The 23,427-nt window shown below is 59.3% G+C and carries 19 protein-coding genes; 4 read left to right on the plus strand and 15 right to left on the minus strand.

The annotated features are described in order from the left end of the window. Nucleotides 1-36 precede the first annotated feature (36 nt). The 8 genes from PA598K_RS23535 to PA598K_RS23570 form a co-directional block, all read right to left on the minus strand. Nucleotides 37-1,671, minus strand: coding sequence for a hypothetical protein (locus PA598K_RS23535; protein ID WP_128659309.1), 1,635 nt, complete (start codon nucleotides 1,669-1,671; stop codon nucleotides 37-39). Between the two features lie 34 nt (nucleotides 1,672-1,705). Next, nucleotides 1,706-3,820 carry an ADP-ribosylglycohydrolase family protein gene (locus PA598K_RS23540; RefSeq protein WP_128659310.1) on the minus strand — a complete coding sequence of 705 codons (2,115 nt, stop codon included), beginning with the start codon at nucleotides 3,818-3,820 and terminating at the stop codon, nucleotides 1,706-1,708. An 18-nt stretch (nucleotides 3,821-3,838) separates the two neighbouring features. Next, nucleotides 3,839-4,666, minus strand: coding sequence for a carbohydrate ABC transporter permease (locus tag PA598K_RS23545; RefSeq protein WP_260405567.1), 828 nt, complete (start codon nucleotides 4,664-4,666; stop codon nucleotides 3,839-3,841). Continuing rightward, nucleotides 4,659-5,549, minus strand: coding sequence for a carbohydrate ABC transporter permease (locus tag PA598K_RS23550; RefSeq protein ID WP_128659311.1), 891 nt, complete (start codon nucleotides 5,547-5,549; stop codon nucleotides 4,659-4,661). Before PA598K_RS23550 ends, PA598K_RS23545 begins: the two co-directional genes overlap by 8 nt. A gap of 292 nt (nucleotides 5,550-5,841) precedes the next feature. Continuing rightward, on the minus strand, nucleotides 5,842-7,665 hold the full coding sequence (locus PA598K_RS23555) for a cache domain-containing sensor histidine kinase (RefSeq protein WP_128659312.1): 1,824 nt from the start codon (nucleotides 7,663-7,665) through the stop codon (nucleotides 5,842-5,844). Between the two features lie 22 nt (nucleotides 7,666-7,687). Next, the gene (locus PA598K_RS23560; protein WP_185602188.1) at nucleotides 7,688-9,277 is read right to left on the minus strand and encodes a response regulator transcription factor; all 1,590 of its coding nucleotides are present in this window, start codon (nucleotides 9,275-9,277) and stop codon (nucleotides 7,688-7,690) included. A gap of 157 nt (nucleotides 9,278-9,434) precedes the next feature. Continuing rightward, nucleotides 9,435-10,817 (minus strand): ABC transporter substrate-binding protein, encoded by a 1,383-nt coding sequence (locus PA598K_RS23565; protein ID WP_128659314.1) that lies wholly within the window; start codon nucleotides 10,815-10,817, stop codon nucleotides 9,435-9,437. Nucleotides 10,818-10,918: 101 nt separating this feature from the next. After that, nucleotides 10,919-12,814: a beta-L-arabinofuranosidase domain-containing protein gene (locus PA598K_RS23570; protein WP_128659315.1), complete on the minus strand. Its 1,896-nt coding sequence runs from the start codon at nucleotides 12,812-12,814 to the stop codon at nucleotides 10,919-10,921. A gap of 215 nt (nucleotides 12,815-13,029) precedes the next feature. On the opposite strand from PA598K_RS23570, the gene PA598K_RS23575 reads away from it, so the two are divergent. Then, entirely contained in the window at nucleotides 13,030-13,884 is an 855-nt protein-coding gene (locus PA598K_RS23575; protein WP_128659316.1) for a helix-turn-helix transcriptional regulator, read from the plus strand. A gap of 37 nt (nucleotides 13,885-13,921) precedes the next feature. Here PA598K_RS23575 and PA598K_RS23580 read toward each other — a convergent pair whose 3' ends face one another. The 4 genes from PA598K_RS23580 to PA598K_RS23595 all read right to left on the minus strand — a co-directional run bounded on the left by PA598K_RS23580 (nucleotide 13,922) and on the right by PA598K_RS23595 (nucleotide 17,777). After that, nucleotides 13,922-14,965 carry a serine hydrolase domain-containing protein gene (locus PA598K_RS23580; protein ID WP_128659317.1) on the minus strand — a complete coding sequence of 348 codons (1,044 nt, stop codon included), beginning with the start codon at nucleotides 14,963-14,965 and terminating at the stop codon, nucleotides 13,922-13,924. 155 nt (nucleotides 14,966-15,120) lie between these two features. Beyond that, the gene (locus PA598K_RS23585) at nucleotides 15,121-15,390 is read right to left on the minus strand and encodes a CD3324 family protein (RefSeq protein ID WP_128659318.1); all 270 of its coding nucleotides are present in this window, start codon (nucleotides 15,388-15,390) and stop codon (nucleotides 15,121-15,123) included. 169 nt (nucleotides 15,391-15,559) lie between these two features. Continuing rightward, nucleotides 15,560-16,831 carry an FAD-binding protein gene (locus PA598K_RS23590; protein ID WP_128659319.1) on the minus strand — a complete coding sequence of 424 codons (1,272 nt, stop codon included), beginning with the start codon at nucleotides 16,829-16,831 and terminating at the stop codon, nucleotides 15,560-15,562. 169 nt (nucleotides 16,832-17,000) lie between these two features. Further along, a complete protein-coding gene (locus PA598K_RS23595) occupies nucleotides 17,001-17,777 on the minus strand; it encodes a CPBP family intramembrane glutamic endopeptidase (RefSeq protein WP_128659320.1) in 777 nt (258 codons plus the stop codon). A gap of 300 nt (nucleotides 17,778-18,077) precedes the next feature. Here PA598K_RS23595 and PA598K_RS23600 point away from each other — a divergent pair, with 300 nt between their 5' ends. Then, on the plus strand, nucleotides 18,078-18,428 hold the full coding sequence (locus PA598K_RS23600) for a DUF898 family protein (protein WP_128659321.1): 351 nt from the start codon (nucleotides 18,078-18,080) through the stop codon (nucleotides 18,426-18,428). 74 nt (nucleotides 18,429-18,502) lie between these two features. On the opposite strand, the gene PA598K_RS23605 is transcribed toward PA598K_RS23600, so the two are convergent. The 3 genes from PA598K_RS23605 to PA598K_RS23615 are packed head-to-tail and all read right to left on the minus strand — an operon-like array spanning nucleotide 18,503 to nucleotide 22,478. Then, entirely contained in the window at nucleotides 18,503-20,935 is a 2,433-nt protein-coding gene (locus tag PA598K_RS23605) for a DEAD/DEAH box helicase family protein (RefSeq protein WP_128659322.1), read from the minus strand. Beyond that, nucleotides 20,919-21,245, minus strand: a complete 327-nt coding sequence (locus PA598K_RS23610) for a nucleoside triphosphate pyrophosphohydrolase (protein ID WP_128659323.1) — start codon at nucleotides 21,243-21,245, stop codon at nucleotides 20,919-20,921. The genes PA598K_RS23605 and PA598K_RS23610 overlap by 17 nt, the downstream gene beginning before the upstream one ends. A gap of 24 nt (nucleotides 21,246-21,269) precedes the next feature. Further along, nucleotides 21,270-22,478, minus strand: coding sequence for a hypothetical protein (locus PA598K_RS23615; RefSeq protein WP_128659324.1), 1,209 nt, complete (start codon nucleotides 22,476-22,478; stop codon nucleotides 21,270-21,272). 264 nt (nucleotides 22,479-22,742) lie between these two features. On the opposite strand from PA598K_RS23615, the gene PA598K_RS23620 reads away from it, so the two are divergent. Then, a complete protein-coding gene (locus PA598K_RS23620; RefSeq protein WP_128659325.1) occupies nucleotides 22,743-22,949 on the plus strand; it encodes a helix-turn-helix transcriptional regulator in 207 nt (68 codons plus the stop codon). Between the two features lie 2 nt (nucleotides 22,950-22,951). After that, nucleotides 22,952-23,392 (plus strand): hypothetical protein, encoded by a 441-nt coding sequence (locus PA598K_RS23625; RefSeq protein WP_128659326.1) that lies wholly within the window; start codon nucleotides 22,952-22,954, stop codon nucleotides 23,390-23,392. Nucleotides 23,393-23,427: the final 35 nt, after the last annotated feature.

Consider the following 23,427-nt stretch of genomic DNA (forward strand, 5'->3'; position numbering starts at 1 on the left):
GTCTCATATTAAGATATTGTGCAGATAGCCGTGCAACTATTCCAGATATAGGCGAGCGTAGTCCCGGGCATCGGCCAAGATCGACTCGACCTCGGCTGCGGCCGTGGCCAGCGTATCGTCGACGATCGTCACCGTCGGGATGATCCCGCTGCGCAGCGGCGTGCGGGTGTAGCCCGGATTGAATCCGTGCTCGTGCACGCCCGTCGAGCCGCACCCCGGCGCTCCGAGGCACAGATGGCCGAAGGCCCTGTTATAGGTGTCGAAGAAAGGCGCATGCGGCTCGTCATGCCAGTGCATGACGCCGTCCGTGTGCCCGGATTGCATGAGGGGCGTGGCGATGCCCGCCGCGTCGAACCAGCCTTCGCCGGCAATCAGCGTGTCCGGTCGCCCCTCCCGGATGCGACGGCACAACGCTGCCAAGCCTTCGTAGGTGTGGTAGTACGGATCGTTGATCCAGGCTGCCGAGATGTCGAGGAACACGCCGTCGAAGCGGTAGCGCTCCATCAGTGCGCGGATCTGTCCGACCAGCCGGTTCTGCCAGCCAGGCGCTCCCGGATTCAAGAAGGCGTTGGTCCCGTGATCGTAATGACGCGAGCCGTCCCAGTCGACCGAGCCGGTAATCGGGAAGCCGCCCGCCGTATGCGCCAGTGCCGGCACGCCCCATTGCTCGAAGTTCTCCTGACCGCGGTTGACGACGTTCAGTCCGAACATCGGCATGACGCGGATGCCAAGCTCCTGCGCCTGCTCCATCAGCCGCTCGAAGCCCGTCTCCCCGCCCATCCTCGGGTCGGGTCGATAGTCGCCGTATTGCCAGTAATACCGCCCTTCCCAGCCCGGCAGATAAGCTAGGATGCGCTTGGGCTCGATGCGCTGCGCCAGCCATTCCAGCGTCTGGCCCGTCTTCTCATAGTCATTGAAGATATACCCGTTCCAATGCTGCATATGGATCGCCGCGACGAGGGAGATATCGCGCGCCCAGGCGGGCACGTCCTCGCGCTCCTCCCAACGGCGCAATCCATAGTGCTCCTCGGTCTCCTGCCTATGTTGCTCCATGATCGCCTCCAGCGATGAGCAGCTGCCGATCTCCCAGGGCGGCGCGGCGATCGTATCGCCCATCCGCACCGCATCCTCCTCGAAGATCAGCTCCACATCCAGCGTCTCGCCCTTGGGCAGCAGTGCGAATCTTTTGTCCCGAACCTTGGCGTCCAGCGAGCGGAAGTAACCAAGCGTGCCGTCCTTGCGGCGCAGTACGACAAGCGGCGTGTACAGATTGCGCCAACCCTCCGGGTAATGCAGCAGCAGCCCCGACGGCGGCACCTCCCGCGCCGCGCTCTCGCGAAGATTGACTACCTCCCCGCTGGGCACTCCGCCGATCAACACCTTCAAACTGCGCACCTTCTTGCCGACGACGCTGGCCTTGGCCTCGATCAGCCAGCCGTCGCCGTGTCCTGACGGCCGGACGACGAGCCGGGCGCGGCCTGCCGCCTTCTCCTGCCCATTGGCCCAGGTCAGGCCGCTCGCCTCCACGGTCAGCGTCTCTCCCTCCCTTCGCACCTCGCATGCGTCGCGGTCCAGCCCGTAGACATTCTCGAACGTGTAGATATAGAGGGCCAGCGATTGGTGACGATAGTCGAACGCCGGATGCTCCAGCGTATAGCTGAGGTCATGCATGATGTCTCTCTCCTTTACTCGATGAATGGATGCTCTAGCGTTCCCATACCGGCCCGATGGGCTCCGATACCTCGATCGCATCGATCTGCAGCTTGCCGTACAATGCGCCTCGCTTGGCCAGCTCGATCCGGTTGGTCCCCGCCTGCAGCTGCACCGGCAGCTCGATCCGATGGGCGGCGAAGACGTCCGGCAATCCCGTCTGAGGGAACCAGGCGGCGAACGGTGCGGCGCCGTTAATCGTAACATCCAGCCTCGCCGCCGAGGACGACCCTTGCGCATAGGTGATGGCGACGAGGTAATGTCCGTTGCGCTTCACGTCGATATCCTTGAAGACGATCCGCCCTTCGTCGGTCTCGTCCCACGTCGCATAGCGGCCGCTGGAGGCGGTCTCCGCTTCGGCGGTTACAGCCCCGTCCTGCTCGGCCGCCTCCGCTTCGTATACGGTCCGGCGCGGCTGCCCGATCAGTTCCACCGTCACATGGTCGATCGTCGCCGAGCCCGAGCCGCCGAGCGTGACGGCATGCAGGCCGATCTCCGCTTCCTTGCCTGCGGCGACGAAGTCTACCGTCCGGCTCGCATAACGCCCCGTCCGATTGACTACGGAGGCATAGCGCTCTTGCCCGCCCGCTTGGACGAACAGTCGCCCCTCCACATTGGCATCGGCAGTCAGGTAAGCCTGGAGCCGGTACGCCTGGCCTTTCTTCAGTCCGGTCAACCGCTGGTACAGTCGGCCCTCGGCGGCGACATCGTCGACATCGACTCTGCCGTTCCAGTCGCCGGAGAACGCCGTCCCGTTATCCTGCGCGTAGACGTTCACTGCCGGATCGCCGTCATGGGCAGTCTGCCAGCCCTGCAGATCGGCCGCCTCGAAGCCGCCGTTGGCCAGCGTCAGTACGGCCTGCCGCCGCACCGCCTCTACCGGAATCCGGTACTGTGTCTCCTCCACGACCCCGCCCTTGTGGACGATCATCCGCTCGGCGTTGCGCTGATACAGCTCGGCAATCTCGACGAAGGTCTGCAGTTCGGGGTAGTCGTTCCGAATATGCGGGGTAAAGCTCTTGTCGTTGAAGTAGCGCCCTTGGCCATCCTGATAGATCGCGTCCTTGACCTCTGCCGGAGTCCCCTCCATCCCCTTGATGATGCCCATCAGCCCCATGACGAAGGAAGCGGTGCAGTCGGCGTCATAACCAGCGAGCGAGGCGATCTTGGCCGACTCGGTATAGTCGTTGCCGCCATACAGGATGGCCAGGATGCCGAGCGCATTGTTAATATCCGGGATAACCTGGATGTTGTCCCAGCCGTAGACGAGACGCTTGTACTCGCGCAGCTCTCCCTGCGCCCAGCGCCAATCGTCGGGATTGGCCGCATGGAGCTCGACTACCTTGGCATAGATCTCGTAGGGCCAGCTATTGCGGGGCAGCAGCTCCGCCGCCTGCTCCAGCGCCACTCGCGCGTCCGTCTCAAAGTAAGCTAGCGCGTACAACGCGCCCTGGAAGCGAGCCCAGATGAGCGGGTCCGAATCGCCCGATACGCTGGCGAATCGCTCCGTCAGCTCATACGCGGTCATCGGCATGCCTGGCGCGACCAGGCCAAGCGTGTCGTTCTCGATATAAGACTCTGTCGCCCAGTGGAACGGATTCCACTCCGAGCGGCCGGTGAACGGCGGCAGCATATTCATCGTGCGCATCGCCTCCATCGCCGCGCCGCCGCCGCCCCAGTCGCTGACGTCATGCTCCAGCCACTCGGCGAGGATGTCGGCCGCCGACAGGTCCGGGCCGTGAACATCGAGGATATGCTGATTGAAGAAGTCGATATGATAATCGTCGTCCGAGCCGATGATGCCGCCCCGGTCCTCATAGATCCGGTCGTTCCACGGCTCGTCCCGATAGTCGCTCTGACCGCTGTACGGCCCCTTGATCCAGCCGAACCAGTCATCGGGCAGCGGCTCCTCCGAGATGAACTCGTAGCCGGTGAGCACGCCGCCCACTTGCCCGACGATGGCGGCCAGCGTCTTGTCGTAGTAGCTCTCCCTGGACAACGTCAACCGCTCCGGCGACGGCTCGCCCCTGCTGGCGACGCCGATTGCTGCCGCCGCGAGGACGACGAGCAGCGCCCCCGCTCCGAGCATAGTCTTGCGATGGCTCTTCAAGCCTTGACCCCTCCTCTGTTACCCTTTGATGCCCGAGAGCGTGATGCCCTGGATATAGTACTTTTGCGTGAGCGCGTACATCGCGATGATCGGGACGATCGCCACCGTCGACGCAGCCATCAGCAGCCCCCAATCGACCGTGTAGATGCCGCGGAACGAGGCGATGATGAGCGGCACGGTGAACTTGCTCTCGCTGTTCAGGAAGATCAGCGGTCCGAAAAAGTTGTTCCAGTTGCCGATGAAGGTGAACAACCCCAGCGTCACGATCGCCGGCTTGCATAGCGGGATCATGATCTGCCAGTAGACCCGAAAATGGTTGCAGCCGTCGATTCGGGCCGACTCCAGGTAGGCATTGGGGATGCCGCTCATAAATTGCTTCAGCATGAACACCCCGTACGCATTGATCATGACCGCCGGGACGATCAGCGGCAGATGCGTATCGATCCAGTTGAACTTGCCGAACAGGATGTACAGCGGGATCAGCGTCACCTGACCGGGGATCATCAGCGTCGCGAGGAACACCGAGAACCAGATCGCGCTCCCCTTGAACCGTACCTTGGCGAATGCATAGGCCGCGAGCGAGCTCGTGAACAAGGTGCCGACGGTCACGAGGATCGTGATCTTGGCGCTGTTCCAGTAGGCGAGCGCCATCGGCATCAGCTCGAACACGCGCGGGAAGTACTCCCAGGTCACCGAGCTCGGATAGAGCTCCGGCGGCACCTGGAAGATCGCATCGCTCGGCTTCAGCGCGGTCGTAATCATCCAATAGAACGGGAACATCGTCGTCAGCGCCATCAGGACAAGCAGCAGATGGATGGACAGCGTACCGAGCTTGAATCTAGTCAATGTAGTTCACCCACCGTCTCGATAATCTGAACTGAACGAATGTGACGATCATGACGATCGCGAACAGCGCCACGGATACGACCGCCGCCTCGCCCATCCGGAAGTAGCGGAACGCCAGATCGTAGATGTACATGACCAGCGTGTAGGTTGAGAACTGCGGACCGCCGGAGGTCAGGATAAACGACTCCTGGAACAGGTTGAAGACGCCGATCAGCATCGTCACGACGATGAAGAAGGTCGTCGGCGACAGCAGCGGCAGCGTAATATGCGTCAGCTTGCGCCAGCGCCCGGCGCCGTCGATCTCCGCCGCCTCGTAGTAGTCGTCCGGGATGCCCTTGACCCCGGCGAGGAAGATCAGATAGTAATACCCCATCCCCTGCCAGGTGCTCATGATGATGATCGCGACCCGCGCCCACAGCGACTCGGTCAGCCACTCGGGCCCAGCGATCCCGATCGCGCCGAGGAAGTTGTTGAGCAGCCCGATCTCCGGCGCGAACACCCAGTACCAGACGAGAACGATAGCGACCGAGGAGGTGACCATCGGCAGGAAAAACGCCGCCTTGTACAAGGCCAGCCCCTTCAGCTTCTTGTTGGTCAGCAGCGCCATCCCCAGTGCGACGACCGTCGTCAGCGGCACGATGCCGACGACGAAAATAAACGTGTTGCGCAGCGCAAAATAAAAATTTTCCTCTCCCGCGATCGTCTTGAAATTGTCGAGTCCCGTATACACAGGCGTACTGGTGAAGTCCCAGTCCATGAACATCAGATAAAACGACATCAGTACGGGAAACAGCACAAAGGCCAGCAGCCCGACGATCTGCGGCGAGACGAACAAATACCCCCACCAGTTTTCGTGACGATTCAGCTTAGGCGCGTTTCTCATCCGCCATGCTCCTTTCTGTCGCTCAAGTTGCTTGACGCGCTATGTTCAGTGTAGCCGCGTCCCGCAGCCCCAGCTACGAACGGATATTATGGAGTGGTGCACAATATTATGCGATGGCTGAGCCTCGCCCGAGGACGACAAAAACCCCGCAAGGCGGGGCGAGACTTCGAAGCCTGCTCCGCTACTTGGCGGGGGTATAGAAAAGCCGCTTCGCAGCGAAGCGGCTGATGAGGGTCCCACTAACAAAAGCTGCCTCGCGGCGGCTTGTTGGATAGCTAGTCTAGCGATCTTGCTAAGAGGAAGAGTCGTCGGCAGAGAAGCGCTGCCTCGGCAGCTCGACGAGGACAGTCGTCCCCTCGCCGGGTCTACTCTCGAAGGTCAAGCCGTACGGCTCGCCAAAGTGAAGCTGCAGGCGATCGTGAATATTGGCGATCCCCATACTGTTGAAAGCCTGACGGGCGCTGTCGACGCGTACGGGAAAGCACCTGCCGGAGCGCTCCGCGAAGCGCTCCGGCGGGATGCCGCTGCCATTGTCCCGGACGGCAATCGTCAGATCGTCCTCGTGCGCCTGGACGTCGATGACGATCGAGCGGTCTTCCATGTCTCGGGTAAAGGCATGCAGGATCGCATTCTCGACGAGCGGCTGCAGCGTGAACTTCAGGATCGCGCAATCCAGCAGCTCTTCGTCGCAGACGACGGTGATCTCGATCGGCATCTGGTAGCGGAACTCCATAATCTTGGCATAACTGCGGACGTAGTGAAGCTCGTCCCGCAGCGTGACCGTATCCCGATCGCCGCGCGCGCTGATCCGCAGCAGATCGATCAGTGCGCCGGCCATCCCTTCAATCTCTTGCGGGCGGTTCATGCGCGCCAGCGACTTGATCCCATGGATCGTGTTGTAGAGGAAATGCGGCGTAATCTGGGCCTGGAGCGCCCGGATCTCCTGCTCTTTTTTCTCCCGCTGCTCCTGCTTCACATCGTCGATCAACACGCCGATGCGCTCGACCAGGAAGTTGAAGGCGCGTGCCAGGCTGCCCAGCTCATCGACTCTGCGCAGGTGGACGCGCTCGCCGAACTGGCCGATCTCGACCCGCTTCATAGCCCGCATCAGCATCGCGATCGGCCGGTACAAGCCGAGATACAACCCCGATGCCAGGAAGACCGCGAAGCCGCCCACGACTAGCGTCACCGCCAGCACCGTCCGGGAGAGCTGATCGACGCCTTGCGTAATCGTCGCATAGGGCATGATATGGAACATCTTCCACCCGTTCACCTTGGAGGTCATAAACGTCACCACATAAGATGCGCCATCCGCTACCCGGGTGAAGCTGCCGCTGTCCTCCTGCCAGATCTGCGCAAGCCCCGATCGATCCTGCTCGGAGAGCATGCTGCCCATGCGGCCCGCATCGGAGTGGTAGACGAGCTGCCCGGCTTCGTTGACGATCATCGTCGATTCGTCCGTCCGGCTCTCGGCCTGCTCCATCTCCTCGAGCAGCACCGGGACATTGATATAGAACAGCGCCACCCCGAGCACCTCGCCGTCGAACACATCCATGATGCTCTTGGATACGACCAGCTCCGGCTTGCCCTCCGTCAAAGCGTAATTCCACAGAATCTGCGTCGAATGCTCGGCAGAGGCGAGATAGAGCGGATGCGCAGTGAAGTCGTCCGTGTAGGCCAGCTTCGTCAAGCCGCGAAAAAACGGCAAGCCGCCCTTCCTCGGCAGCAAGACGATGGCATCGTAGAGGAGCGGCTTGGCAGCGAGGATGTTGTCCAGCTTCGCGCCGACCTCCGAGAGCACGTTGAAGGAACGGTCGGATTCGTAATTGGCGGCGTCGATATTTTGCAAATAATAGGTCGTATGAAAATTCGTCGTCACATCCCCGATCACAAACGCAATCTCCTGCAGCGCCCGATCGAGCGCGGACATGCGGCTCTGATTCAACTCGGCGAAATGCGCCGTATCCCGCGTCAGCGCCATCTGCGTCGCCCGATCGTGAACCAGATAACTGACGAGCATCAGCGGCAGGATCGAGATCGCGATGAAGTAGACGATCAGCTTGTACTTCAGGCTGCCCGACCACGCGCGATAGATGCGGTGTCCCCAACGTTTCATCGCGGCCCTCCTCCCTGTCGGTTCATCGCTGCGACTGTTGGCGAGGCTCGCCCGATTGCTTGTAGTCCGTTGGCGTCATGCCGGTGACCGCCTTGAAGATGCGACAGAAGTACCGGTAGTTCGGCAGTCCGACCTGACCCGCGATCTCCTTGACCCGGGCGTCGGATTGCCCCAGCAGCTCTCGCGCGCGGTCGATGCGGATACCGTTAAGGGCATTAATGAAGTTGTCTCCCGTCTCCAGCTTGAACAGCTTGCAGAAATGATTGCGGCTCAGTCCGACATGGTCGGCAACCTCCAGCAAGGACAGCTCGCGGCTGTAGTTGCGCTCCAGAAAAGCGAGCGCTTTTTTGATCTCGCTCCGATAGCCGGCGTATGCGCTCGTCTCCACCGTCCGCCAATAGGCGTCTAACAGCCGTCCCAGCTCCGCCTCGAGCTCGTCTAGCGTATAGCTGCGAGCCGTCAGCAGCCGCTGGAAGGCAACCGTATCCGGCCTGTCGGCAAACGCTGGATCGCTCGCCTTCATCGCCTTGGCCATCTGGCTGAACAACAGGTACAAGTAATCTCTCGCTTCCTCGGGGGCGACCCTGATCTCGCGCAGCAGATCCAGCACCCCTTGCAGCTCAGCCCTCGCCTCGTCTGGCTGATGGGTCCGGAGCGCATGAAGCAAGGCTGCCTCTCCGCGATCCGTCGCGGCCTCGTCGCGCCGCCTGAAGGCCGGGCCGGCAGTCGCGCTCACATACTGGAGCGGCTTCGCCCCGTCGTAAAAGGCCGCCTCCCGGGCCGCCTGCAATCTCGCCCATTGCGTCGGCAGATCGCTCAACCGCTCCACGGGCTCGCCCATCAGGACCGCGAGGCCGGGCCGGGCCTCGGCGCGGACGATCGCTTGGGCGGCGCTGTGGCTGCGCTGCCGCAGCATCAGGTAGCTGCGCTGGACCGTATGCAGCATCACCGCATGCAGCGCAGGGGCAAGCTCCGCGACGAATACGCTGTCAGTCGCCTCTCCATCTGAGCGCGCCTGCTGCGCCAGCGTCTCCCGCTCCGCGGCGCCCGCTACGAGCAGTAGCAGCCAGCTACCGCCCGATAGCGGCAGCGACAGCGCGCGGGCTTGCTCCACCATCGCCTCGGAGGTGTCTGCATCGTGCAGCAGACGACTCGCGAAGCGTTCCAACTGGCGCTGTCTGCCCTCGCGTCCGGCCAGCTCCATATCGGCTAGTCGCTGCGCGGCGGTCCGCTCTTCCGCGATCAGGCCATGCAGCTGCTCCAGCATCGCGGTCAGCGCCGGAGGGTCGAGCGTATACTTGAGCACATAATCGGTCGCGCCCAGCTTCATCGCTTCCTTCACATACTGGAAGTCATCGTAGTTGCTCATGACGAGTATCTTGGTCTGAGGCCGCCTCGCCTTGACGCGCCGGATCAGCTCGATCCCGTCCATGACAGGCATGTTAATATCCGTGAGGATCAGGTCGGGCTTCAGCGTCTCCGCCAGTCCCAGCGCCTCTGCGCCATGATCGGCCTCGCCGACGAGGCGGAAGCCGCTGGCCTGCCAGTCAATCATCGATCCGAGGTCCTCTCGGATGAGACGGTCATCGTCGGCAATCAGCACGGTGTACATGGCTCTTGCCCTCCTTGTTGTCTGCTTTGTCTGATAGGGTCGCATGTCTCTCGCCCGTTTCCCTCATTATGGCACGCGCGGCATCATCCTTGCTACTCGTTTTGCCCCGACATGCAAGGATAGCGAGGGATCGGCTCCCTCGCTTTGACCTTGCTTGTTATGACCCGGTTTTTTCCTTCGTCTCCAACAGGATTTGTGCGGCTTTGTCGAGGAACTCGTCGACGGTGAACTTGCCGAGCAGCCAGCCGTCGAGCTGGGCGTTGATCTTCTGATCAGCCTCCTCGTAGAATGCGTTGTACGGCACGGATACGGTGTGATCGAGCGCCTGCGTGAAGGCGGCCAGATCATCCGCATCGATCGCGTCGCCGAACAGGTTGCCCTTGATCTCGTCGAAGGTGCCGCGGTGGATCGGCAGCCCGCCGACGCCCAGCTTCGCCAGCGCATCCCACGCTTCCTTGCTGTAGATCGCTTTGAGCGCCTCCTTGGCCTCCTCCGGGTGCTTGGTGCCCTTCCAGATCAGGAAGTTGTCGATGAATTGCGAGCTGTACGCCTTGCCCTTGCCAGATGGAATCGCTGCGATGCCGACTTTGAAGTTTTTAATATCGTTTTTGACGCTGCCGACATACCAGGTACCGTCGATCGCCATCCCGATGCGGCCTGCCTTGAACATATCGAATCCGCCCATAATCTTCGTATCGGTCGGTCTCGGCAAGGAATGGTCGATGCGGAGCATATCGTCGAACCATTGATACACTTCCTTCGTCTCCGGCTCCGTGATGGCTGGCGTCAGATCGTCGTTGAACACATTTTTGCCGCCATTGGACAGGGAGAACATGCCGCCCGCATAGCTCAGGAAAGGACCCGCGGATAACCCGAATGTCTTGCTCGCGCCCTCTCCTGCCGTGAACTGCTTCGCCATCTCGCGAATCTCCGCAAAGGAGGATGCCTGATTCCAATCCTTGGACGGATGCGCGATGCCCTTGGCGTCGAACATGTCCTTATTATAGTACATCAGCATGTAGAAGATGCCGGAGGGCAGACCGTAATACTTGCCGTCCTGGTAACCCGAGTTTTGGAAGGAGGCCTCGAAGTATTGCGACTTGTCCAGGCTATCGACCATATCGGTAATGTCCAGCGCCTGATCCTTTTTAATAATTTGCGGCATGAACGATTCGGCGATTCGACCGAGATCGGGCGACCGGCCGCCTGCGATTTGCGCGTTGACCTTTTGATAATACTCCGGCCAGTTGGCCGTATTGATTTTTTCGATTTTGATCGTGATGTTTTTGCCTTCGCTTTTCAGCTTCTTGTTGGCCGCGTCGATCATCGCCGTCCAGCCGGGGATTTCGTTGGCGTTGGCCTGCATCGCGAAGACGAGCTCCACCGGCTTGGCGTTCGACGCCTCGGGCTGCGCCGTGCCGTTCCCATTCCCATTCCCGTTCGGCTCCTTGCTCCCCCCGCCTCCGTTGCCGCCGCATGCCGCCAGCAGGACCATGGCGATCGCTACGAGAAGTACCGCGCTGCGCTTGATTGCCTTCATCTGTTAGTGCCCCTCTCGAGTAATATGGCTCTTTCTATCTCTAATCATAGTCATTATTGGCGACGGGAGAAGGAATCAATATTATGAAAGGGTGTACAATATTATGCGCCTTCCGTCCGATCTCTAAAGGATGGGCGCGCGCCAATCCAAGGGAACTCGCCGATCCGCAGCTTGGCTCCGCCGTATGGCACAAGTAGCAGCTCCTCTACCGGCTGCCCCTGCGTATCGGGGTAGAGCGGCGGCGTGCCGGCGCTGTTGCTCTCGAGTCGCCAATCGGCGATCACCTGTCCCCGCGCCTTCAGCTTCACCGGCGACTCTGCGGCCAGGAAGGGCTGCGCCGGCACATCTGACTCTACGACCTCGAAGCTGCTATCCGCGAGCAGACCGTACTTCCAGCTCGCCGCCGGATACAGCTCCCAATCGTGGAACCATGCGCGCGTGCGGATCCGCTGCCAGCTCTCGGGGATCGGCAGCACGTACACAAGCGGCCCCCGCTCCACGCTCGCCGCATACAGATTGCGATGCGTAACGGTCGGCTGCATCGGCAACTCCAGCTCGAGGACGTCGCCATCCTGCCAGACGCGATGAAGACGGGCATACCCGTGGGCCGTCTCGTACGCGACGGGATCGCTATTCACCCGAACCTGCGCCTCGTCGCACCAGGCGGGCAGCCGCAGCGACAGCGCGAAGCGCTCCGGCTGGGCGAGCGACAACGTCATACGCACCTGCTCGCGGAACGGGTACTGCGTATCGACTCGAATCGAGACTCGTGTCCCCGCAGTGCCGACTACCGTCTCCACTGCGCACGGTACATACGATACGGCGACCAGTCCGCCCTCGTGATCGCGCATCCAGGCGTGAGAGGTCAGCTTGGGCCAGCCTTGATGCATATTGGCGGTGCAGCAGCCGAAGTTGGGCTCCAGTCCGAATACATTGGCGTCGGGGTGATTGCTCCAGTTGCGCGGGGCGACGTTGCACATCACCTGATTCACTTGTTGATCGTACTGATGCGACGTCCAGTCGGCCGAGATCGCCGCAGGCAACGCATTGAAGGCCACCTTCTCCAGGATGTCGCCAAAGCGGCCATCGCCGAAGATGCGCGTCAACTGCTCCATCGTGAACATATATTCGACGACTGCGCACAGCTCCACCCCCTGGCTCGGGCTCGTCCCGGACAGCCATTCGTCGCCGGAGAACATGCCGTGCGCCTGACCGTGGTAGGTCATCAACGCATCGATGCCGCGGTGGACCGCCTCCCGCTCGCGCGGATCGCCGCCCAGCTCGTACAGCACGCCCGGCGTCTTGACGCCCATCGCGACATTGACGACATGCGTCGTCCAGTCCCACTGCTCGACCTTGCGCCAGAACGGGAAGTCATGCAGGATATCGCTCCAGTCCGTCGTCTGCCCGGCGACGATGCCAGCCAGCTCCAGCAGCCATGGCTGCTCCGTCCGCTTATACAGCCAGACGATGCAGAGGAGCATCTCCGCCCCCCGGGTCTTGGCCCAGCCTCGGAGCGGCTGCGCTTCGATCGTCGCATGGACATAGCTCAGAAACTTCGTCAGGAACGGCACGACCCGCTCGTCTCCGGTCGCCTCTTGATGCTGCATCAGGACCTTGAGCATAATCATATAATGCCACCAATCCTGATCCTTCTCCACATCATGGTTCACCGTCTCGATCCTCTCGGGTCCGAACAGACCGTTGGCGCGCTGGCTCGCCAGCGCCCACTCGATCCAGCGATTCGCTTTGGCGATCAGCCGCTCGTCCTCCAGCAGGTAAGCCAGCGGCAGCAGCCCGTCCACATAGTAAGGTCCCCGCTCCCAGCTCTCGCCCTGGCCGCCGATCCAGCCATTATTCGGTCCGACATCCGGCCAGTGCTCCTCCAGATGACCGGTCAAGCCGCGCGCCTGCAGCAGGAGCTGCTCCCTCAGCCAGCCTGTCGGCTTGATCGCTCCGAGCGGCAGCGCTTCGAAGGCAGTTTTTGTTAATGTCATGACAAGTCTCTCCTTTTCGTTCGCGATTGATGACGACCACTTAAACTGTATCATTTGGGAGGGGGCGGCATGGAGAGCCTGATGCAACTCATTTTTATCCGATCGCAACCTATTATTGCCTCAGGCAGCCCGATCTGATAAGGTTGCAGCAATAACTGTTGCCGGTAGGCGAACGCTCGCTGACGCTGGCTGCCCTCGGCCAAAGGAGACTGTCTATGCTGCATTTCATCGCGCCGCCGATGCCCCACTTCACCGTCGGCGGAGAGGATACGTACGCGCCGGGGCGCAGTCATCCGGACCGCGCCCATATCGGCGTATTCGACCTGATCTACGTCACACGCGGATTGCTGGCGCTGGAGGAGCGCGGCATCGAATACCGTCTGGGGGCCGACCAGTATGCGATCCTGCGGCCGGACGCTGCTCACCGCACGACCGCCCCTTGTCAGGAGAAGACGCATTTCTACTGGCTGCATTTCCAGACGCTCGGCCATTGGACGGAGGTAGAGGAGGAGCAGACGGTTGCCCTATCGCAATCTGTCGAGCCCTATGCGCCGATCGAGACGTTCTCCTTTTTCCTGCCCAAGTCGGCGCAGTTGCTCCAGCCGGAGCAGGCGCTGCAACAGATCAAGCATATCCTGACGCTCCAGCAGCAGCCGACGCCCGAGGCCAAGTGGCGACAGCAGACGGCGTTCCAGGATCTGCTGTACGCCTTGCAGGAGGCGGGCGCGGGCATGCCGAAGAGCCGCCCGTTCCATATCGCGGAGGCGGCGGCTCACTATTTGCGCAGTCACTATAGAGAAGCAGTATCTTACGAGCAATTAGCGCAGGCGCTTCATTACCACGCCAACTATATCTCGCTCTGCATGAAGCGGACCTTCGGCTGTACGCCGCTCGACTATCTCGTCCGCTATCGGATCGGACAAGCGAAGCAGCAGCTCATCCGTACGAATGCGCCGATCGGCGAGATCGCGGAAGCGACGGGCTTTGGCTCCTTCCCCTACTTCATACGCTGCTTCGTGAAGCATACCGGGCTTCGCCCGCATGCCTTCCGTCAGCAGTACCGAGCGTAAGCGTACTCCGGCAGACGGGGCTCGGGACGACTCTAATCTACCCGATCGCTTGCCGGAGCTGCTCGTCCAGGTCGGAGGCGATCCAGCCTGCCCCGCTATCGATGTTGGCCAGCACATGAGCCTCCGCCCGCAGCGCCGGATAGTAGGAGGAGAGCATACACACGCCCGGGTCGAAGCCCATGACGAAGTACTTGAATACCTCCCCGTCGAGCTGCGTCATCCAGACGCCGTAGCCGTAATACAGCCCTTCCTCGTCCGTCTCTACCTGCGGGCGCAGCAGCTCTGCGGTCATCTCCGGCGAGAGCAGTCGTCCCTCCATCAGCGCCGCCCAGAACTTGCGCAGATCATGCGCCGTCGTGTACGCGCCGCCATCCGGTCCGCCCAGCACCGGGATCGAATAGATGTTGGTCCGCCAGTCGTCGTCCTCGCCCACATAACCAAGCGCCGTACGCTCGGGCAATCGGTCCATGCGGAAGTACCCCGAATCCTCCATACCGCACGACGCGAACACTTCGTCCTGGATATAGTCGGCGAATCGCCGCCCCGACAGCTGCTCGACGATCAGGCCGAGTACGATGTAGCCAGCATTGTTATAGGCGAACTCCGCCCCCGGCTCGAACTTCATCGGTTGATCGGCGAACAGCGGCAGGAAGCGGCCCGGTCCGTCAATCGTATACATCGGCAACGTCTGCCACAGGCTCTCGTAGTCGGTCATGACTGCCTCGTCGAAGTAGTCCGGGATGCCTGAGGTATGCGTCAGCAGATGGCGCACCGTCATCTCCGGGTGTACCTGCGGCAGCGGCAGCTCAAGCTCGCTCAGTCGGGTATCTAGGGCCAGCCGCCCCTGCTCGATCAGCTGGCAGATCGCAATCGCGGTGAAGATCTTGCACCCCGACGCGATGCCAAAGCGCGTATGTGGCGTATTGGCGATCCGCTCGCTGCGATTGGCATAGCCGTAGCTTTTCGCCGCCGGGACCTGATGCTCCGTCGCCAGCAGGATCGTGCCGGAGAACTTCAGCACTTGCCCCTCCTCCTCGTTATAGCTGCGGACGATGTCGTCGATACGTTGCTCCGTTATCATCGGTATCGCTCCTCTCTTGAATCGGGTCAGGCCGATCTCTCTATGCCCCATTATAAAAAATTCGCGCTGCGACTGGATAGGGCGACAACGCTTCGGGCTGTTCTCGACCTGCAAGAAGCCCGGGAGCGGATACGATCTGCTGCCCGGGCTCTGGCCTACGGTTTCGTCGAGTAGACGATCTTCTTGATTCGGTCATGGGACAGATGATAGCATACTGCCAGTTGCTCGATCGATGCGCCTCGTCTAAACTGCTCGCGCATCGCCTGATTGCGCCGCGCCAGCTGCGCGCGCTGGCCCGACCGCTCGCCCCAGGCCATCCGCCGTCCCTCTCTCTGGGGGATGTAGACGCATTCGCCCTGCACATACTGCTGGATCTCCTCCAGCAGCCGCTCCGGGAAGACTACACTTCCATTAACATGTTTCATCACGGCACCGCTCCTTATCTAAGTTTCTCGTTAAGGGGTAGCGGAGCCGATCATCTCTTGTTAGCGCAAGCAATACATCGTATCGACCTCCTATATCCTGGGAATGGATCGTTGATGTAAGCGTAACATATGCGGCGAGGTTGTTCAAACGTACGTCTGCGCGGCCACGTTAGGAAGAGGCGAAGATGTATGTCTGCAGGTAGTCATTGTGAAACTTGCCCTCCGGGTCGCAGCGCCGCGCGAGCGCACGGAAGTCCGGCAGCCTCGGGAACAGCGGCTGCAGCTCCGCCGCGCTCATCGTGAACAGCTTGCCCCAGTGCGGACGGGCGCCGAACGGCGCCAGGAGGGACTCGATACGCGGCAGCATCTGCCGCACCGCCTCCCACTGCGGCCGCCAGGTGAAATGAAAGCCTACCCCATCCTGGACGTAGCACGGACTGAGCCACAGCCGGTCGGCGGCGATGGTGCGAATCTCCGAGGTGTACAGCAGCGGCGCCAGCTCCGTACGGAGGCTCGCGATCGCCTCCAGAGCCGCTGCCGCATGCTCGCGGGGGACGATGTATTCGCTCTGCAGCTCCTCCCCGGCGCTAGGCGTGAAGGCCAGCTTGAAGTGCGGCAGCCGCTCATGCCACGGCCCGACGGTCCCGCACTGCTCGCTGCAGTGCTCGGCCCCATGACCGGGGACGGGATGCAGCGGCACGTCCGAGCGCTGCGCGCCATAGAAGGTGTCGGTCAACGGGGGCTGGGACGACGGATGCGGAGCGACCCGCTTCACCCATACTTGATCGATCGCCGCCTCTGCCCAGCTCGTGAACAGGCTGACGCTGTAGCCGGAGGAGACGATCGCCTCGAAGTGATCTTGCGCCTCAGACAGCGCCAGCCTCTCGTACACATGCTGCGCCATCTCGAAGGTTGGCACCACGTCTAGCGTCAGCTTTGTGACGACGCCAAGCGCGCCCAGGCCGACAACTGCCCCGAAGAATGCCTCTTCGCCGTCGTCGCGCGTCAAGGTGAGCAGCTCGCCGCTCGTCAGGACGAGCTCCAGGCTGTAGACGGCCGAAGCCAGATTGCCGTGGGCGTCGCCCGAGCCATGCGTCGCGGTTGCGACCGCGCCGGCCACCGAGATATGCGGCAGCGAGGCCAGATTATGCAACGCGTAGCCCTGCTCATGCAGGTACTGACACAGCTCGCCGTACCGCACGCCGCCCTCAATCGTCACCCGATGCTGCTGCCGATCCAGCGCGAGGATGCGGTTCATCCGCTCCAGCGACAGATGCGTCGCCGTCGTATCGGCGATGCCATTGAAGGAATGCCGCGAGCCGACCACCTTGAGCTGCCGGCTGGCTTTGACGATTTCCTGAACCTCCTCCAGCCGTTCGGGGATCAGACACTCCGCCGCCTGAAACGTATAGTTGCCTGCCCAGTTCTTTTCGTATCTCATCGTGTACAGCTCCTTTAGGTAAGGGAAGTTTCGCGAGACTGACGGTTGATCTAGGGTTATTATACCATCGTGAACAGGGGCAGGATGGAGAAGCACCAAAAAACCAACGTCCAGTGAACAAACAGACGTTGGTTATACGCGGCAGCACGGGGCCAGTGGTAGAAGCACGTTAAGATGCCTGGGCCTTCGGCACAGTCTGTCTCTGATCGACATATGCCATGACGAAAAAGAAAAGGATGCACAAGGTTAATTTCGTAATCGCCTCTGCCCATGACATCTGGAGAATGAAAATCTCGCCCACCGCATTGATCGAGGCATGCGTCAATATACATAACAGGATGCTGCGACTGCGGAAGTAGAGCGCCGTGAGGACGAAGGACAGGGCAAGCGTCCATAACGTGTGGATGCCAAGGCTCATGTATTGCTGCTGATACGTGCCGAGAATGCCAAACAGCGGCAGGTGCCAGAGCTGCCAGACCAGGCCGATCACAAGCGCAGCTTTGAACTTGGACCACTTATTGTCGACCAGAATATGCTCCAGCCAAAAGCCTCGCCACCCTACCTCCTCCAGTCCGCCAATGATGACGAAGATCGGAATGTACAGAAACACGTTCAAAAACGAGGTCGTCATATGCGAGCCGAAGAACAGATAGGGCAGCGCCTGGAACGTCGCAACAACGACGAACAACAGAAGCCAGTCCGACCGATGTTTGGGCAATCGAAACAATTGACGGGATACCTGCCTGGCCCCCTTGCCCTCCTTCTTCACCCATACGATGACAGCAGCGATCGCTGGCGACAATACGCCAACAACGTATACGATATACATCCAGGTATAATTGCTGAATGGCGCGTCCAGCAGCCTGGAGCAGATCGCCAAGCCTCCCCACGCTAAGTAGGTAATCCCAAAGCACCAAAGCAAGTACCTCTTGATGGATGAATTCATCCTCACTGTCCTTTGTCGATTAATCCCTGTAGTATACGCCTTTGTGGGCGGCTGGACAATGTGGTTTAACTAAACTTTAGGGAAGACAAGGAAGGACAGAAGCTTGGGCGGAAGTCAGTCTCCAGGTTGTCGATTTCATAGGTATTTAACCCTAATCATTTGTTGTTACGCACAAAAAAACCAGCATTCGACAGTATTCCACATCTATCCAAATCAGGACTTTTGAAGTATAATAGTGTGAACATATGACTAGACATTAGCCCAACCGATGGGATAACAAGGGTGAAAAGGGGGATTTCAATGAGTACAGTACTTAACGTGAATGTCAACACAAATGCACCACCGCAGCAACGTCTGCATTCCTCATTTGACGGAGGATTAGCTCAGTTTATTGGCTGGTCCATACTGGGTGCCTTGGTTACTATTTTTACGCTAGGGATTTGTTATCCTTGGAGCATTACCATGATTTACAAATGGAAGGTTGAACACACTATTATTGAAGGAAGACGTTTGAGGTTTCATGGCACGGCAATTGGTCTGTTCGGCAACTGGATCAAGTGGTGGTTCTTGACGTTGATTACACTCGGAATCTATGGCTTTTGGGTATTTATCGCATTGGAAAAATGGAAAACTAAACATACCAGCTTCTAAAAAAACCTCGCTGACGCTTAAATGTCAGTGAGGTTTCTTCTTTGCATAACTTTAAAGGCATACACATACTTGCTTTACACGGATACTCCTCGCCCGCCTCGCCGTTCGAAATGAACATGGAGCCGGTATAAGCAAATCTCCATCGTCCACGCATGAAGCCTCTCCTTCTCTTCCGCTTCGGGAGCGATTCGAAGCCCGAACACACCATCCTCAAACGCGGTCATACTGCCCTTGGCTGAACCCCACATCGTCATCGGCATTCTCGCGATTAGCTGACTGACGCCCTTCTCCTGATAGTCCCACAGCTTCCGGTGCTCCTGGTATGAGAAGTCGATCCGCTTGCGATACTCTTTGTCTGTCAGATAATGATGGAAGAACAGGGCCGTCTCCTCCGGCGTGACCGGCTCCGTCCAGCGCGACGGACCTCGCTCCAGCATATACAAGAGGACGATCATCTTGTAGCTCTTGTTCATCCGAGTGCTCTCCACATCGCGGAGCCAAGACTCGTATGTATGGAACAGCCCGCTCTCCTCTGGGGTCAACTGGCCCGCTGCCTGGAGCAAGCCTGGATAGGAGCCGAACTCGCTGCGGTACGCATGACTCTCCGCCTGCCCATGCAAGTGCAGCTCGACATAAGTGGGCTGCCGGCCCAGCTCGCGCTTCAACTCCAGGAACGCCTGGATGAGCTGCTCGCGGCGCGGCATCCGCTTGCGGCTCAGCTCCTGCAGCAGGTCGACGACACGCGTCTCCAGCTCGATGCTGCACCCTGCCGGAGCGGTCGGAAGCACTCCCGTCCTCTTGCCTTCCTCTAGCCCCTCCGACAGCAGGCTGAGCTTGTTGTCCGCGTGACGGTAGTTGCCGATCAGGTCGACGATAACGCAATGCGTCTTGTTGGGGGATAGGCGCAAGCCCCGCCCGATCTGCTGTGTGAATACCGTCAATGACTCGGTCGGCCGAACGAACAACAGCGTATCCACACTGGGGATATCGACGCCTTCATTGAACAGATCTACTGTGAAAATGACCTCCAGCTCGCCTGCATCCAACTGGCGGATCGCCTCCGCCCGGGTGATACCTGTTGTCCCGGAATGCAGGCTCAGTGCACGGACGCCCTGGCGCCCGTAATACCCAGCCAGGAAATTGGCCTGTCGAATCGATGAGCAAAAGCCGATCGTCCGCGTCTGCTTGTGCCGTCTCCAAGCCCGGTAGATCTGCTCTGCCTGACTCTCCCGCAGTTGCGCCGCAGCCAACTGCTCTTCATCATAACGAGTGCCGAGCCATCTGATCTTCGTGTAGTCCGTCTCGTCGAAGATACCGTAATACTGGAACGGCGACAGCCAGCCACGCCGAATGGCATCGATAAAACGAATCTGGTACGCGACATTGCCGTCACAGATCGCATAGACATCCTTGCCATCCATCCGGTCCGGCGTAGCTGTGATGCCAAGCAGGAACTGCGGACGGAAGTAATCGATCACGGACTGGTACGATGCTGCGGCCGCATGATGAAATTCGTCGACGACGATCAGGTCGAAATGATCGCGAGCAAAGGCTTCGCGATGTCGTTTGCGACCCAGCGTATAGATGGAAGCGAAGACATGATCGGCTTCGCCTTCTTTAAGCTGCCCGTTGTAAATCCCGCCCAAGCGTTCCGGCATGACATGGCGGAACGACCGCTGCGCTTGTTGCAGGATCTCCTCCCGATGGGCGACGAACAGGATGCGGCGGAACCGCTGACCAAAAAACGCCGCCAGATACGTCTTGCCAAGCCCGGTGGCCATAACGACCATTGCCTTCGTGTACTCCTCCTCCAGCGTTCGCTCCAGCTCCTCCAGAGCAGCTTGCTGGGCGGGACGCGGCTGGAGCGCGACGATCAGCTCCTGGGCTGCAGCGCTCTCAGGTGGTGCATCCTCGAACACTTGATACTCCGCTTCCTCCATGTCCATGATCTGCCTGAGCAGCTCAGGGTTGCGCTCATGATGCTGAGCATACTCCTCCTCGTACCAAGCAATCGTATCTTCATGGAGCGGAAGGGTCGACTCATGATAGAAGTTCTTCATGAACTTCTCGATCGCGACCTGGAACGTATACGGCTCGGCCTCGGCATGCATCGCCAGATTCCACTCCACACCCATCCGCATTGCAGACAATGAAAAGTTGGACGAGCCTACGATAAACAAGCCCTCTCCGTTGTCATAATCGAACAAATACGCCTTGGGATGGAAGGAAACGCCCGAGCTCCGCCACAGCCGAGCCTCCAGACGATCGTCGATCCCTATCAAGGTACGCAGCCCCTCCGGCTGCGTGATGAACAGGTAGTCCCCGGCAAGCATCCGCACCTCGGCCCCTTGATCGAGTGCCCGCTTCAGATGCGGCGCCAGCAGCCGAACCCCGGACTGCATGACGAAAGAGGTCATGATATAAATGCCGGAAGCATGCCGCATCCCCTCTATGAGCTCATCGGCCAGGTTCTCTGTGATGAGCTTGACCTTACGATTCGTCGACATCGATCAGATACACCTTGTCCCGGAAGCCGCCGCGCTGCTCCGCTTTTTGCTGCCGGATCGACTCGAGCTGCTCCCAGTCGGCTCCATGCGCCACAGCCAGCGCGCGGACAACCTCCAGCACATCGGCCAACTCCTCCAGCGCGTTCTCAGCGTTAGTCGTCTCCATATACTCTGCCGTTTCCTCGCGAAGCTTGGTCTGGAGCTCCTGGAGGTACTCTTCGTCGCCCAAAATACGCGTCCGGCTAGTCGCTCCCGTCCTTGCGATAATCTGCGGGATGTTGTCGCGTACGAGCTTGTTGTAGGCTGGCATCGATTCACCTGCTTTCAATGATGATTATCTCAACTTCCCATCCAAAACCTCCAACTCATCAACCATCGCCACGCGGCGGGGATATTGGGCGATCAGGCGACCGATGATAGCCTTTGCTTCGGCCTTGGCGCCTGCCTTGTGATAGACTCGGATGACCTTGCAGACGCCTCTGTACTTCCTTCGGTCAGTGGCCGCGGCAGCTTCGCTCAGGATATAGTCCTCAAAGATCGGATACGTCTCGGCAGGGAAATGTTTGGCTAACGGTATGCCATAATCTTCAATGAACATGGGTGTCTGCCGCACGACACCCAGCAGCCGCGTCCACTCGCCTTCGGCGGCCAGCAACTCAGCGTAGATATGGGACATGTAGGCTCTGGAAAGCTCGTCCAACAATGCCTCTTTATAGGGCTCCCAGCCGCCATCGACAGAGTAGAGTTCCTTTAACCGAGCATAGTAGGAAGACTCCCCGCTCAGCAAAATCCTGCGCACGATCTCGATTTGCTTCTGGTGATCGCCCAGCGCCGCATAGATTTGTTCCAGCTTATACGCCCATCTTGACGTTCTACCGTACATCTTGCCCGCTGGCAGCACCTCGAGACATAACTTCTCTGCGGCTTCATAGTCCCCATCCGCCATAGCTTGCTCAACGACGATCTCTCGAATCTCCGGGATGTGAAGATGCTCCGTTCGATAGCGCTCGGCTGCCGCCGCGCCCTCGAGCTGCTCGATGATCTGCTGCGTAATGAGATATTGGTCGGGATAGGGCTCGTCGTCGTACATCTTCCCCAACACGTCGAACAGCTCATACACCTTCGCAGCTTGCTTTTCATCATCTACGAGATTCGCGCCGCATCGCAGCAACCGATAGCCGTATTCAGCCCATTCCTGAAAAGCCTTGTGCTTGGCGGTTTTGATGATCTTCTGGAACATACCTTTCTTGTCTTCGTCGGAGATCGTCTTCGTGCAGACCTCTATTCCATTCAGACACTGATTCACAACGTCGGTCACCGCGCCAGATGAAGTGTCTGCATGGGCGATCAGCTTGGTGACCTCCGTCAAGATATACAAATGAATATCCAATGCAACGCCCGTATCGCCGGATGCGACACTCTGTTCCAGGATCATACTCATGCCATGACAGACACGATTACAGCCGCTATAGGGCAAGAAGCCGCGTTCCGAGTTCGAGCGGATCAGTTGCTTCACTTCCTGCTTGATGTCCGCCAAGTTCATCCTATGCATTCCTCCTATCAGATCATCATTATGTCTTGCTTCGCTTTAGTAGGAGCTTCAGTTATCTTTATCTGTCATTATAGCTCAGGTAGGTATAGTTTCCTACATGATTTAAGCTATCGATACAGTTTTCTTTGCATTGAGACTCACCGACGACGAACCTTGAGCTCTGATTGATTTGCAAAGCAAGCTTTACATTCATTGCAAAGCAAGCTATACTAAACATGCAAAGCAAGCTTTGCAATCAAGTTGAGGAGGTGCCACTTGAAGACACGAATCGCAGAGCTGCGCAAGCAGCACAAGCTTTCGCAGGAGGAATTGGGCTTGGCGGTGGGCGTGACGAGGCAGACGATCACCTCTCTGGAGGTGGGCAAGTATACAGCCTCCTTGATTCTGGCCTACAAGATTGCCCGCCATTTCGGATTGACGATTGAAGAGGTATTCGACTTTAGCGAATTGGAGGAGGAATAGGAATGAATACGTACCGAGCAAAAATGCGCACGCGCGCCAGTTGGGTTGCTGCGGCCGCAGCCGTGACGGCGATCCTCTTCGCGGCGCTGACGATCTATCGCGACCAGTTGCCGACACTGCCCAGCTTTATCAAAGGGTTTCACCAGGGTGCCTTCATCAGTTTGGAGCTGCTCGCTGCTTGGTTTGTAATCAACTACTTGCGAATCCGTAATCACGAGGCCAAATTAAGGAAGTGGCAGATTGCCGAAACCGACGAGCGTACCGGATTAATCCTCCGCAACGCGAGCACGCTCGCCATGTCGGTTATTTTCACCGGCCTCGGAATCGCCACGATTGTCTCCGGCTTCTTTAGCGCCACGGTGTTCTTTTCGTTGATGGGTTGCCTGTTGTTTATTTTGATTGTCTTCTATAGCTTGTGGGTTTACTATGCGAAGAAGCTGTAACGTACCAGATAGTCAAATTTGCTCATGAAAAGAGG

Origin of the sequence: Paenibacillus sp. 598K, from assembly GCF_003851045.1 — a bacterium.
GTDB lineage: Bacteria > Bacillota > Bacilli > Paenibacillales > Paenibacillaceae > Paenibacillus_D.

Coding starts and splice junctions, on each gene's coding strand:
- PA598K_RS23535 (WP_128659309.1), bottom strand. CDS start 1,671: ATGCATGACCTCAGCTATACGCTGGAGCATCCGGCGTTCGACTATCGT.
- PA598K_RS23550 (WP_128659311.1), bottom strand. CDS start 5,549: ATGAGAAACGCGCCTAAGCTGAATCGTCACGAAAACTGGTGGGGGTAT.
- PA598K_RS23555 (WP_128659312.1), bottom strand. CDS start 7,665: ATGAAACGTTGGGGACACCGCATCTATCGCGCGTGGTCGGGCAGCCTG.
- PA598K_RS23560 (WP_185602188.1), bottom strand. CDS start 9,277: ATGTACACCGTGCTGATTGCCGACGATGACCGTCTCATCCGAGAGGAC.
- PA598K_RS23565 (WP_128659314.1), bottom strand. CDS start 10,817: ATGAAGGCAATCAAGCGCAGCGCGGTACTTCTCGTAGCGATCGCCATG.
- PA598K_RS23570 (WP_128659315.1), bottom strand. CDS start 12,814: ATGACATTAACAAAAACTGCCTTCGAAGCGCTGCCGCTCGGAGCGATC.
- PA598K_RS23575 (WP_128659316.1), top strand. CDS start 13,030: ATGCTGCATTTCATCGCGCCGCCGATGCCCCACTTCACCGTCGGCGGA.
- PA598K_RS23580 (WP_128659317.1), bottom strand. CDS start 14,965: ATGATAACGGAGCAACGTATCGACGACATCGTCCGCAGCTATAACGAG.
- PA598K_RS23585 (WP_128659318.1), bottom strand. CDS start 15,390: ATGAAACATGTTAATGGAAGTGTAGTCTTCCCGGAGCGGCTGCTGGAG.
- PA598K_RS23590 (WP_128659319.1), bottom strand. CDS start 16,831: ATGAGATACGAAAAGAACTGGGCAGGCAACTATACGTTTCAGGCGGCG.
- PA598K_RS23595 (WP_128659320.1), bottom strand. CDS start 17,777: ATGAATTCATCCATCAAGAGGTACTTGCTTTGGTGCTTTGGGATTACC.
- PA598K_RS23600 (WP_128659321.1), top strand. CDS start 18,078: ATGAGTACAGTACTTAACGTGAATGTCAACACAAATGCACCACCGCAG.
- PA598K_RS23605 (WP_128659322.1), bottom strand. CDS start 20,935: ATGTCGACGAATCGTAAGGTCAAGCTCATCACAGAGAACCTGGCCGAT.
- PA598K_RS23610 (WP_128659323.1), bottom strand. CDS start 21,245: ATGCCAGCCTACAACAAGCTCGTACGCGACAACATCCCGCAGATTATC.
- PA598K_RS23615 (WP_128659324.1), bottom strand. CDS start 22,478: ATGAACTTGGCGGACATCAAGCAGGAAGTGAAGCAACTGATCCGCTCG.
- PA598K_RS23625 (WP_128659326.1), top strand. CDS start 22,952: ATGAATACGTACCGAGCAAAAATGCGCACGCGCGCCAGTTGGGTTGCT.